General features: G+C 59.8%; 7 protein-coding genes and 1 pseudogene. 4 read left to right on the plus strand and 4 right to left on the minus strand.

Annotated features, from left to right (window positions below; translation table 11 throughout):
• The first annotated feature begins 277 nt into the window (after nucleotides 1-277).
• Nucleotides 278-1,345, plus strand: coding sequence for an autotransporter outer membrane beta-barrel domain-containing protein (locus QLG10_RS16220; protein ID WP_110752233.1), 1,068 nt, complete (start codon nucleotides 278-280; stop codon nucleotides 1,343-1,345).
• 64 nt (nucleotides 1,346-1,409) lie between these two features.
• On the opposite strand, the gene glgB is transcribed toward QLG10_RS16220, so the two are convergent.
• The 3 genes from glgB to QLG10_RS16235 all read right to left on the minus strand — a co-directional run bounded on the left by glgB (nucleotide 1,410) and on the right by QLG10_RS16235 (nucleotide 9,129).
• Nucleotides 1,410-3,644, minus strand: coding sequence for a 1,4-alpha-glucan branching protein GlgB (gene glgB / locus QLG10_RS16225; RefSeq protein WP_110752231.1), 2,235 nt, complete (start codon nucleotides 3,642-3,644; stop codon nucleotides 1,410-1,412).
• A gap of 2 nt (nucleotides 3,645-3,646) precedes the next feature.
• Nucleotides 3,647-6,988, minus strand: a complete 3,342-nt coding sequence (gene treS, locus QLG10_RS16230) for a maltose alpha-D-glucosyltransferase (protein WP_248677416.1) — start codon at nucleotides 6,986-6,988, stop codon at nucleotides 3,647-3,649.
• Between the two features lie 146 nt (nucleotides 6,989-7,134).
• Nucleotides 7,135-9,129, minus strand: a complete 1,995-nt coding sequence (locus QLG10_RS16235) for an alpha-1,4-glucan--maltose-1-phosphate maltosyltransferase (RefSeq protein ID WP_248677415.1) — start codon at nucleotides 9,127-9,129, stop codon at nucleotides 7,135-7,137.
• A 497-nt stretch (nucleotides 9,130-9,626) separates the two neighbouring features.
• Here QLG10_RS16235 and QLG10_RS16240 point away from each other — a divergent pair.
• Nucleotides 9,627-9,713: pseudogene (locus QLG10_RS16240) on the plus strand (outer membrane lipoprotein carrier protein LolA); the annotation flags it as partial.
• On the opposite strand, the gene QLG10_RS16245 reads toward QLG10_RS16240, so the two are convergent.
• On the minus strand, nucleotides 9,709-10,212 hold the full coding sequence (locus QLG10_RS16245) for an MgtC/SapB family protein (protein ID WP_110752225.1): 504 nt from the start codon (nucleotides 10,210-10,212) through the stop codon (nucleotides 9,709-9,711). The pseudogene QLG10_RS16240 and the gene QLG10_RS16245 sit on opposite strands and share 5 nt — an antisense overlap.
• A gap of 136 nt (nucleotides 10,213-10,348) precedes the next feature.
• On the opposite strand from QLG10_RS16245, the gene QLG10_RS16250 reads away from it, so the two are divergent.
• The gene (locus QLG10_RS16250; RefSeq protein WP_110752223.1) at nucleotides 10,349-10,582 is read left to right on the plus strand and encodes a DUF3203 family protein; all 234 of its coding nucleotides are present in this window, start codon (nucleotides 10,349-10,351) and stop codon (nucleotides 10,580-10,582) included.
• A gap of 195 nt (nucleotides 10,583-10,777) precedes the next feature.
• On the plus strand, nucleotides 10,778-12,208 hold the full coding sequence (gene ccoG, locus QLG10_RS16255; protein ID WP_110752220.1) for a cytochrome c oxidase accessory protein CcoG: 1,431 nt from the start codon (nucleotides 10,778-10,780) through the stop codon (nucleotides 12,206-12,208).
• The last annotated feature ends 107 nt before the right edge of the window (nucleotides 12,209-12,315 follow it).

Here is a 12,315-nt window from a genome sequence, read left to right on the forward strand (position 1 = left end):
CGTTTTCACCAATAAACAAGCACTTAAGCATGCGTCGTAAATCAGTCACTTATATGATCTGAAATACCCCTACCACTAGTCGGCCATTTTCTTGACGCAATGCCGGGGGTCCTCTTGACTTCACGTTACTACCCCGGAATTACCATCAGGATCAATCCGATTACTACCCGTAAAAACGGGCGGGGGTCGGCTTGCCCTAATTCATTCGGTCGCCCCTCACTCGGGGTAGGAGAGACGCCACAGCGAGATACCGCATGCGATTGCAAGGTAGACCTCCATGAAAACTTCATTCACCCCTCAAGAGATCCGGATTAGTGTTTGCACCGTCTCCAGTACACTGCTGTTATGTTCATCCATGGAAGTGCAGGCTTCCCCTACAGAGGAAGAAACCACCCCCTGGTACCGCCAGGACGTCCCGTCGCTTTCTTTGTCTGCACCGACAACGTCCTATCCCGGCCACTTCAGCCCGATTGCCGATACGCGAAGCTCGAGCCTGACCGTCGAAGCGGCTGCGCCCGGGGCCTGGGATCAACTGTATGGACAGGCTTCACGCCAGGCGCAAACCGACGCCATGGCCCAGGGGTTTTCCATTGCCGGCTCTGGCGAACTGAAAAGCCCGGCGATCCTGACCCTGCAAAGCAATAGTGGCCATACCCAACGGGTCGGCCTGATCGGCGGCACCGCCGAGTTCCACGGCACCGGCAACGGTTTGCTGACCAATCGCGCACAATCAAACCCGCACACCGACACCCTCAACCTGCAAGGACAGAGCCTCGGCGCCTACTGGAGCCTGACCGGCCCACAAGGCTGGCACGTCGATCTGTCGGCCAGTGGTGGTCGGGTCAACGGTTTCAGTCGCAATGAACAAGGCGCGAGGCAAGCCACCGAAGGCAGCGCAGTGACCCTCTCGGTCGAAGGCGGATTCCCGATCGGCATCAGCGAGAACTGGGTGGTCGAACCCCAAGCGCAATTGATCAACCAGCGAATTACCCTGGATACGCCCTATGCGGGTTCGGGGAATGCATCCTCCAGCGACCTCTCCTCCTGGAGCGGCCGGGTCGGTGCCAAGTTGAAAGGTAGCTACGACATCAACGGCCTGCCCGTCGAACCCTATGTGCGAACCAACTTGTGGCACACGGTGTACACCGGCAATACCGTCACCCTCGACCAGGTCGACAAGATCAGCAGCAGCCGAAACGCCTCGACGGTCGAACTGGGCTTGGGCCTGGTGGCCAGAATGACGCCGACCGTGAGCTTGTACGTCAGCGCCGACTACAGCAGTGATGTGGATGACAATGACTTGAATGGCTTGATCGGCAGCCTGGGCGTGCGGATGCGTTGGTGAATGAGACTTCGGGGGCAAGCCTGATCACCGCGGGATCCGGCTTGCCCACGAAAGCGGCTCTGAATCAGCCCGCCGGCCTCAGCATCAGCACCGCCAACGGCGGCAGATTCAGCGCCAGCGACAGGGCCTGACCATGGCTCGGCGTTTGCTCGGCGGTCACCCCGCCACTGTTGCCATAGTTGGACCCGGCATAGATCGAAGAATCGCTGTTGAACATCTCGCTCCACTGCCCGGCAAACGGCACGCCCACCCGATAACCCTCACGTGGCACCGGCGTGAAGTTGGCGACCACCAGGATCGGCTGGCCGTCCTTGCTCCAGCGCATCCAGGCGTAGACACTGTTGATCGCATCGTCGCCGATCAGCCACTGGAAGCCTTGGGGCACGTCGTCCTGTTCATGCAGCGCCGGCTCCTCGCGATACAGCCGATTGAGGTCACTTACCAGCTTCTGCACGCCTTTGTGCTCGGAGTACTGCAACAGGTACCAATCGAGCTGCTGGTCGTGATTCCACTCGCGCCACTGGCCGAACTCGCAGCCCATGAACAACAGTTTCTTGCCCGGATGCGCCCACATGAAACTCAGGTAGGCCCGCAGGTTGGCGAATTTCTGCCAGCGGTCGCCGGGCATCTTGTCGATCAGCGAGTGCTTGCCGTGCACCACTTCATCGTGGGAAATCGGCAGGATGAATCGCTCCGACCAGGCGTACACCAGGCCGAAACTGAGTTCGTTGTGGTGATGGGCGCGGTACACCGGGTCCTGCTGAATGTAGTGCAGCGAATCGTGCATCCAGCCCATGTTCCACTTATAGGCGAAACCCAGGCCACCCTGCTGTGTGCTCTGGCTGACGCCGGGCCAGGCCGTAGACTCTTCGGCGATCACCAGCGCCCCGGGAGTTTCCAGTGCCACGACGTCATTGAGGTGACGCAGGAAGTCGATGGCCTCCAGGTTCTCACGACCGCCATGGCGGTTGGGCACCCACTCGCCAGCCTTGCGCGAGTAATCGCGGTACAGCATCGACGCCACCGCATCGACCCGCAGGCCATCGACGTGGAAATGCTTGAGCCAGTGCAGCGCTGACGCCAGCATGTAGCCGTGTACTTCGGTGCGGCCCAGGTTGTAGATCAGGGTGTCCCAGTCCTGGTGGAAGCCTTCCTGGGGATTACCGTATTCGTACAGCGCAGTGCCGTCGAACTGGGCCAGGCCATGGGTGTCGGTGGGGAAATGCGCCGGCACCCAGTCGAGGATCACGCCGATTCCCGCCACGTGACAATCGTTGACGAAGGCAGCGAATTCGTCGCCCGTTCCGTAGCGGGCGCTGGTGGCAAACTGCGAAAGCAACTGATAACCCCAGGAGCCGCCGAACGGGTGTTCCATGATCGGCATCAGCTCAATGTGGGTAAAACCCAGCTCCTTGACGTACGGAATCAGCCGCTCAGCCAGTTCCGGCCAGGTGTATTGACGGGCCACTTCACCCAGATCGTCCAGCTCGCACTGCCAGGAACCGGCGTGCAGTTCGTAGATCGACAACGGCGCCGTCGGGCGCTGGCGCTCGCCACGCGACTGCATCCAGTCCTGATCCTGCCAGTCGATCCGTAAAGGTGGGGCGACTTTCGAGGCGGTGTCCGGTGGCAGGCTGGTGGCCAGCGCCATGGGGTCTGCCTTGAGCGGCAGGATGCCGTCCTTGCCGAGGATTTCGTATTTGTAGGCCTCCCCCGCTTGCAGGCGTGGAATGAACAGTTCCCAGACACCGGTGGGATGGCGCAGGCGCATGGGGTGGCGACGACCGTCCCAGACGTTGAAGTCACCCACCACCGACACCCGTCTGGCGTTCGGTGCCCACACGGCGAACCGCACGCCATCGACACCGTCCACGGTCTTCAACTGGGCGCCCAGGGCGCTGCTCAAGTCGCGGTGATTGCCCTCGGCGAACAGGTACAAATCCATGTCACCCAGCAATGGACCAAAACTGTAGGGATCTTCGGAAATTTGTTCGCCACCGGCCCAGCGGGTTCGCAACAAATATGGCTGTGCCCGTGGGAAATGCCCGACGAACAGCCCTGGGGTCTGGGTCGCTTCCAGATTGCCCAGCTCCTCCCCGGATTCCTTGGCCACCACCTGCACGCTCAAGGCGCCCGGTAGATAAGCGCGGATGAATTGTCCGCCGGCACCATCGCCGTGGGGGCCGAGAATGGCAAAGGGATCGCGATGCTCGGCACGCACCAGCGCATCGATATCCCGCGCCCTGGGTAGCAGCGCTTCACTGTGATGATGACCCTGTTCCTTGTTCGAGAAACTCATGACTACTCTCCACCAAGATCGGAAAAGGGTTTAAGCCCACTCAATAATCCATATAAACCGTGCAACGGCACGGGCAGCCAGCCAGGGCGGTTTTCCGCCTCGTAGGCCACTTCATACGCCGCCTTCTCCAGCCCGAACAATGCCAAGGCGGCATCTTCGCCATCCGGATCTTGCCACGCATGGCCAAGCGTAGCTGCCGCCAGCCGATAAGCGTGGATAAATGCCTGCCTCGCCTCACTCAAATAGCGATCGCCGACCCGCCGGCGAGCGTCCTGGGCATGGGCTGTGTTATCAACGTTATGCACGTTGATGGTCATGGCCGCCGCATAGTCGAAAGAGCGCAGTACACCACTGACATCCTTGTACGGGCTGTGCTTGCCCCGACGCTCCGGCAAAGGCCGCGCCGGTTCGCCTTCGAAGTCGATCAGGTACGCGTCACCCTTGATCACCAGCACCTGGCCGAGGTGCAAATCACCGTGTACGCGGATCCGCAGCCCACCCGCGGTCTTTTTGGCCAACTCCTGGACATGACTGAGAATGGCCTTTTTATGCTCCTGTAAACGGCTGACCAGGGTTTTGTCCGCAGGGTTCAGTTCATGTTGATGCTGCTTGAGCAATTTCAATGCATGCTCGATTTGTGCCACGACATCCTTGCCCGTCGCGGACGCATCCTTTTGCGTAGTGATCTGCGGATCAAAGTCAGGATTTTCGCTGGATGCCGCCAGCACTTGGTGCATTTCACCCAGGCGCTGGCCCAGCATGGCGGCGAAATCCTTCAACTCGCCAAGCGCGTTGTAATGCTGTTCCTGCTCGGACATGGCGTCCGCGAGTTCGTCGCGCAACGCCCGCTCCAGATTGTTCTGGGTCCATTCCCAGGCATCGCCCTGATTACTCAAGTAGCCCTGGGCGATCATCAGCAGGTTATCCACGCCTGCCGCATCCCGACGCACCACCGCGCCCAGCAACGGCGAGATATTGCCGAAGCCTGCAGCGGTCAGATAGGCGCTCATTTCCAGTTCCGGGTGCACGCCCGACGCAACCTTGCGGATCAGTTTCAACACCAGGCTGTTGCCGACCACCACCGAACTGTTGGATTGCTCGGCGGACAGGTAGCGCACATCGGACTCTGCCGTCAGGCCCAGTTTGGCGAGCTCGGCGGTGGGTTCGAAACGGATTTCACCGCCATCGGAAGGCAACACCGTGCTGTTCTGCATGCCCTGCAATACCGCGCGGATAAAGCTTTCCAGGCTGAAGGCATCAGTGATCAAGCCAACCTGCGGGCCACGGCGCACCCGTGACAAGGCCAATTGCTGAGGCAATGCCGTGCCGACCTGGTCTTCGGCAATGAAACCAAACGGCAGTTGGTAGCGACTGGTCTGGCCGCCACCGGTGACTTCGATTTCACTCAACAACACAGGGTGCTGCGCATCGCCAAATCGCACACCGTAGGCCAGATTGACCTTTTCGATGGCCGCGTCCTTGCCGGCGAACCAGCGGCGGTTCTGCAGCCAGTTCGGCAGGATGCCCTGCTCCAGCGTGGTGCGTGAAGGCGCTTCGAGCAACTCTTCCATGCGCTTTTTCAGCACCAGCGTGGTGAAGTCCGGCAGGCTTTGCGCCGGTTCCACATGCCAGCTCGGCATCTGGTTCTCTGCGGCGAGACCGAACCAATAGAACCCATAGGGCGCCAGGGTCAGGAGGAAGCTCAATTGGCCGATGGGTGGAAACGCATTACCGCCAAGCATCTCCACAGGCACCATGCCCACGTAGGCCGACAGGTCCAGCTCCACGGCCTGGGCACTGCGCGAAACGTTGGCCACGCACAGGATGATTTCATGCTTGCCGTCAGTCCCGGTGTATTCGCGGGTATAGGCCAGCACCCGGCGATTGGTCGGCGAGAGCATTTTCAAGGTGCCGCGCCCGAACGCCTTGGACTGCTTGCGTACCGTCAACATGCGCCGGGTCCAGTTCAACAGCGAATGCGGGTCGCCGGCCTGGGTTTCGACATTGACCGACAGGTAGCCGTATTGCGGGTCCATGATCGGCGGCAGCACCAGGCTGGCCGGGTCGGCGCGGGAAAACCCGCCGTTGCGGTCGATCGACCACTGCATTGGCGTGCGCACACCGTCGCGATCGCCGAGGTAGATGTTGTCGCCCATGCCGATCTCGTCACCGTAGTACAAGGTCGGCGTGCCGGGCATCGACAGCAACAGGCTGTTGAGCAACTCCACGCGCCGGCGATCACGCTCCATCAACGGCGCCAGGCGCCGGCGAATCCCCAGGTTGATCCGCGCCCGTCGATCGGCCGCGTAGTAATTCCACAGGTAGTCACGCTCCTTGTCGGTGACCATCTCCAGGGTGAGCTCATCGTGGTTGCGCAGGAAAATCGCCCATTGGCAATTGGCCGGGATCTCCGGGGTCTGGCGCAAGATGTCGGTGATCGGAAAACGGTCTTCCTGGGCCAGCGCCATGTACATGCGCGGCATCAACGGGAAGTGAAACGCCATGTGGCATTCGTCGCCGTTCAGGCCTTTTTTGTCGGTGTCACCGAAATACAGCTGCGTGTCTTCCGGCCATTGGTTGGCCTCGGCCAGCAGCATGCGGTCGGGGTAATTGGCATCGATTTCGGCACGGATCTTTTTGAGGACGTCGTGGGTTTCCGGCAGGTTCTCGTTGTTGGTGCCGTCGCGCTCGATCAGGTACGGGATCGCGTCGAGGCGCAATCCGTCGATGCCCATGTCCAGCCAGTAGCGCATGACCGACAGCACCGCTTTCATCACCTGGGGGTTATCGAAATTCAGATCGGGCTGGTGCGAATAGAAACGGTGCCAGAAGTATTGGCCGGCCACCGGGTCCCAGGTCCAGTTGGATTTTTCGGTGTCGAGAAAGATGATGCGGGTACCGTCGTACTTTTGATCGTCATCGGACCACACGTAGAAATCCCGCGCGGCCGAACCTTTCTTGGCCTTGCGAGCGCGCTGGAACCAGGCGTGCTGGTCCGAGGTGTGGTTGATGACCAGTTCGGTGATCACCCGCAGGCCACGTTTATGCGCCTCGGCAATGAACCGCTTGGCGTCGGCCATGGTGCCGTAGTCGCTGTGCACACCACGATATTCGGCGATGTCATAACCATCGTCGCGACGCGGCGAAGGATAGAACGGCAACAGCCAGATAGTATTGACGCCCAGGTCGGCAATGTAGTCGAGCTTGGCGATCAGGCCCGGAAAATCGCCGATCCCGTCGTTATTGGAGTCGAAATAGGATTTGACGTGAACTTGATAGATGACCGCGTCCTTGTACCAGAGCGGGTCCTTGATAAAGGTGGCTGCCTTGGGTTTCTTCGCCATTTGAAACTCCTGTTGAATTCGAAAGAGCGCCCTGACGCGGATCGTTCCCACGCTCTGCGTGGGAATGCCTCAAGGGACGCTCTGCGTCCAGTGACGCGGAGCGTCACGGGCTGCTTTCCCACGCAGAGCGTGGGAACGATCGTGGGCTAGGGGGTAATTCGCCAGATGCCGAATGGCTGATACGCTGGATCGATGCGCATGAACTGGTACTTGCCGTGCCAGGTCCAGCGATGGCCGTTCATCAAGTCTTCGCCCTGGGTGCTGGCATCGTCCGGCAAACCCATTTCCCACAGCGGCAACTCGAAATTCGCCTCCTGCACGTTGTGCGGATCGAGGTTGACCGCCACCAGGATGAAATTGCTGCCATCGGCGCTACGCTTGCCGAAATAGAGGATGTTGTCGTTCCAGGCGTTGTAGACCTTCAGGCCCAAGTGCGTGTGCAGCGCCGGGTTTTGCCGGCGGATACGATTGAGCTGGGCGATCTCGGCAATGATGTTGCCGGGGGCGTTGAAGTCCCTGGGTCGGATCTCGTACTTCTCGGAGTCGAGGTATTCCTCCTTGCCTGGAATCGCCGCGGACTCACACAATTCAAAGCCGGAGTACATGCCCCACAACCCCGAACCCATGGTTGCCAGGGCGGCGCGAATCAGAAAACCGGGGCGGCCGGATTCATGCAGGAATGCCGGGTTGATGTCCGGCGTATTGACGAAGAAATTCGGCCGGTAGCACTCGCGCCACGGCGACTCGTTGAGTTCGGTGAAATAGGTGGCCAGTTCCTGCTTGGTGTTGCGCCAGGTGAAGTAGGTGTAGCTCTGCGAATAACCAACCTTGCCCAGCCGCGCCATCATCGCCGGAGTGGTAAACGCCTCGGCGAGGAAGATCACGTCAGGGTACAGCGCCCGCACATCGGCGATCAGCCATTGCCAGAACGGCAAGGGCTTGGTGTGCGGATTGTCCACGCGAAACAACTTCACGCCCTCCAGCACCCAACCCACGACGATATCGCGCAACTCGACCCACAGGCTGGGAATCGCCTCGACGGCATAAAAGTCGACATTGACGATGTCCTGGTATTTTTTCGGTGGGTTCTCCGCGTACTTGATCGTGCCGTCCGGCCGCCAATTGAACCAGCCCGGATGTTGCTTCAGCCATGGATGATCCTGGGAACATTGAATGGCAAAATCGAGCGCAATTTCCAGACCATGATCAGCCGCGGCTGCCACCAGGCGACGGAAGTCTTCGCGGGTGCCCAACTGCGAATGAATCGCCTCGTGTCCGCCCTCCTCACTGCCAATGGCATAGGGGCTGCCTGGATCATCGGGGCCTGCGGTGAGGGAATTGTTCGGACCTTTGCGATAACTGCGACCGATCGGGTGGATCGGCGGGAAATACAACACGTCGAAGCCCATGTCCTGGATCATCGCCAGCCGCGAATGCACGTCATTGAAAGTGCCGTGGCGCGCGGGATCGTCGGTGATCGAGCGCGGGAACAGTTCATACCAGCTGGCGAACTGCGCCAGCTCACGCTCCACATCGACCGGGTACTCCGGGCTCAGGCTCAGGTAGGCACGATGATTGGCCTGGGCCATCAAATCGGCGCTACGAGGGTGCAGAAACAGTGCAACCTGCTCGGTTTCGAGCAGCCCCGACAGTTCATGATGCAAGGCAGCCAATTGCTCACTCAATTGACCTTCGGTGCGTTCGGCGGCTTGCTGAACGTGAAGGCGACCTTCTTGCAGTTCCAGGCTGACAGGCACGCCGGCAGCGTGTTTTTTCTCCAATTCATAGCAAAAGCTGGCGAATTGATCGATCCAGGCCTCGATACAAAAAACGTGACGCCCCTGCGCCTGCACGCGAAACTGCCCCTGCCAGCCATTATTACCCAGCTCGGTCATGACCTCGCTATGCCAGGCCTCATCGCCATCGGCCTGCCAGCGTATCCGCACGGCCAGTTTGTCGTGACCGTCGGCAAAAACCTTGCTGGTCACCACCACATCCTGGCCTTCCACGGCCTTGACGGCGAACTGCCCGCCATCCAGGGTCGGCATGGTGTTTTCGATTACGATTCGCGGCAATAACAACGCCTGCGACAGTGGAATGTGCGGGTTGTAGCTCAACTCACCAGGTTTTTCAGCCGTCATCGAGCATCTCTCCTTACGCCCCAAGGACGCTCATGTCTGCGATTGTCATCCACATCGGTCAGTCCCTCACCGAATGAACTCACTTAGGTTCCGAGCGACGGGCGTCGGGAAAAGTTCATCGGCAATTGGCTGGAATCAAATCCTTTACACAGTGGTCAACCAACTTAAGCACGACTCACGCCATGTGCCACTGGAGGTATGAACAATGAACAATCCATTCCCGGCAGAAACACCCGATCCGAATATCGACAACCCGGTGATACCACCCAGCGATCCGCAGCCTGTACCTGAGCAGGACCCTCCGGGTAGCAATCCGCCACCTAGGGAAGAGCCGCCGACGACAATGCCACCGGTGATTGTGACCCCTGAATGAAGACAGTTGATCGGCCCCCCTGCCGCGCTGGGGGACCGATCGAAGGAATAGTCCGAATGACGTTTGCGGCGGACAGGTGACTTCGACCATAGCCCGCACGAACTTCCCGACTGTAGGAGCGAGCATGCTCGCGAAGATCGTGAACGATAACGCTGGTAGCCTGACACCCCGAGGCGATCTTGAGTTTTTCGCGGGCGTGCTCGCTCCTACAGCTGATCTTTGTCTTTCTCCAGCACCTTCACGATTCTAGGCATCACGCCAAGAATCACTAACGCCAGCAACGTACTCAGCACCGCCGTGGCTTCCCTTCCCAACCCCGCAGACACCCCGATCGCGGCGGTCATCCACAAACCGGCGGCGGTGGTCAGGCCTTTGACGTGGCCTTCGTCGCCTTCCTGGTTTTTCAGGATAGTGCCGGCGCCGAGGAAGCCGATCCCGGCGATCACGCCCTGGACGACCCGGCTCATGGCATCCGCCTGGGAACCGGACATTTGTGGCACCAGTACGAACAACGCCGCGCCCAGCGCCACCAGCATGTGGGTACGCACCCCCGCGGCCTTGCCCTTGTGCTCGCGTTCGAAACCGAGAATGCCGCCCAGTACCGCAGCCATCAACAGGCGCACAGTGATGCGGGTCAGTTGCGAGGCATCGCCGATGTCGGCGAATTCGGCTTGCAGGGTTACCCAGACTTCATGCCACCAGGCGTTCATGGCGAATTCCCTTGTAGAGAGCCTTGCAATGGGGTCATGGAGGATGGACCGCGCCGACCATTAATCAGTTGCACAGAACGATGGTCGATGCCGAAAGCCTAATGTTTCATCCATCGTAAAAAGCCAGGATTACGCCATGACCGTACGCATTGACAACCAGACTTGTTTCTTTACCACCGCGAACGGCGAGGAAATTCGCCTGTGTCCCGATGTGACCATCATCACCGACGGGGAAAAAGCCATGTCGGCGGTCGATCTCGATGGCCAGCGCATCTACATCACCGAAGCAGAAGCGGACGCATTGACCGTAGCAGGTGCGGTCGATGGTCGCCGGCATTTGAAAGCGACCGACAGTGATTCGGTGATTTGACTGCCCTGGATCAATAAAGCCCGAAAACGTCTGGTATAGGTCTCCCGGCCCCGCTGCGCCAGCTGCTTCAACTTGTCGCAGGCGGGGGCACCGTACCCATCTGATCCGGTTTTTAAAGCAATACCTGAGTCTGTTATGCAAACAGATCGGCGCTCATAGTGCTCCTGCCTGATGGAGGCTGATGAGCGAAAGACCATGAGCGATAGAATCCCCGTCCGAACCCTGGAAAGCGCCCCCGTAGTCAAGACTTTCGAGCCCTCGCGTCCAAAGATGAAGGCCAAGTCCAGCGACAACCTGATCCACACCCGTAGTTTCACCGGCCTGTTCCGTTCCCTGCGCATCAGCGGCGCGGGTTTGCTGTTCCTGCTGTTCTTCGGCACCGTATGGCTGAACTGGGGTGGCCGCCAGGCGGTGCTCTGGGACCTTTCCGAAAGCAAATTCCACATTTTTGGCGCGACGTTCTGGCCACAGGATTTCATCCTGCTCTCGGCGCTGCTGATCATTGCCGCGTTCGGCCTGTTCGCGATCACAGTGTTCGCCGGCCGCGTATGGTGCGGCTACACCTGCCCGCAGAGCTCCTGGACCTGGATTTTCATGTGGTGCGAGAAGATCACCGAAGGCGAACGCAACCAGCGGATCAAACTGCAAGCGGCGCCCTGGGGACTGAACAAACTGCTGCGCCGCTCGGCGAAACACACCCTGTGGCTGGCCATCAGCCTGTTGACCGGCCTGACCTTCGTTGGCTACTTCACGCCGATCCGCCCGCTGGCCGAAGAGCTCCTGACCTGGCAAATGGGTGGCGTCAGCCTGTTCTGGGTGCTGTTCTTCACCGCTGCCACCTACATCAATGCAGGCTGGCTGCGTGAAGCGGTGTGCATGCACATGTGTCCGTATGCACGATTCCAGAGCGTGATGTTCGACAAGGATACCCTGACCATTTCCTACGACGTGGCCCGTGGCGAGCACCGTGGCCCAAGAAAGCGCGAGGTCAAGCCGGCCGAGCTCGGCCTGGGTGACTGCATCGATTGCCAGCTCTGCGTGCAGGTCTGCCCGACCGGCATCGACATTCGCGACGGCTTGCAGATGGAATGCATTGGTTGCGCGGCATGCATCGACGCCTGTGATTCGATCATGGACAAAATGGGCTACGATCGCGGGCTGATCAGCTATACCTCGGAGCACCAACTGCAAGGCGGCAAGACCCGCCTGTTGCGGCCACGATTGATTGGTTACACCGCCGTGTTGCTGGTGATGATCGGTGCGCTGGTCGTTGCGCTGATGGAACGGCCGATGGTGTCGCTGGACGTGAGCAAGGACCGTGGACTGTTCCGTGAGAACAGCCAGGGGCAGATCGAAAACATCTACAGCCTCAAGGTCATCAACAAGACCCAGCAACGCCAGGACTACCGCCTGACGCTGGTGAATGGCGATGGCTTCCAGCTGCAGGGCAAGACCGACTTGAGCCTGGCACCGGGTGAGATTGTTGATGTTCCCGTGTCGGTGGCGATGACCACGGAGCGGCCGGGCAGCAGTTCGCAAAGCATCGCCTTCAAGATCGTCGACAGCGATGAGCCGGGCATCTTCAGCGAGGCCAAGAGCCGGTTTGTTGCACCGATGAATCGTTGATCCCTTAGACTGCAGTGCGCCATTCGCGAGCAGACGCCGCATCGTTCTTGTGGGAGCGAGCCTGCTCGCGAAGAAGTCACCTCGTCTTTTCTGAAAGACACCAATTC

This window comes from Pseudomonas sp. V98_8 (assembly GCF_029967975.1).
Taxonomy (GTDB): domain Bacteria; phylum Pseudomonadota; class Gammaproteobacteria; order Pseudomonadales; family Pseudomonadaceae; genus Aquipseudomonas; species Aquipseudomonas umsongensis.

What these genes read in the sequence shown, in the direction of transcription:
- QLG10_RS16220 (WP_110752233.1), top strand. Translation starts at nt 278, where the DNA reads ATGAAAACTTCATTCACCCCTCAAGAGATCCGGATTAGTGTTTGCACC.
- treS (WP_248677416.1), bottom strand. Translation starts at nt 6,988, where the DNA reads ATGGCGAAGAAACCCAAGGCAGCCACCTTTATCAAGGACCCGCTCTGG.
- QLG10_RS16235 (WP_248677415.1), bottom strand. Translation starts at nt 9,129, where the DNA reads ATGACGGCTGAAAAACCTGGTGAGTTGAGCTACAACCCGCACATTCCA.
- QLG10_RS16245 (WP_110752225.1), bottom strand. Translation starts at nt 10,212, where the DNA reads ATGAACGCCTGGTGGCATGAAGTCTGGGTAACCCTGCAAGCCGAATTC.
- glgB (WP_110752231.1), bottom strand. Translation starts at nt 3,644, where the DNA reads ATGAGTTTCTCGAACAAGGAACAGGGTCATCATCACAGTGAAGCGCTG.
- QLG10_RS16250 (WP_110752223.1), top strand. Translation starts at nt 10,349, where the DNA reads ATGACCGTACGCATTGACAACCAGACTTGTTTCTTTACCACCGCGAAC.
- ccoG (WP_110752220.1), top strand. Translation starts at nt 10,778, where the DNA reads ATGAGCGATAGAATCCCCGTCCGAACCCTGGAAAGCGCCCCCGTAGTC.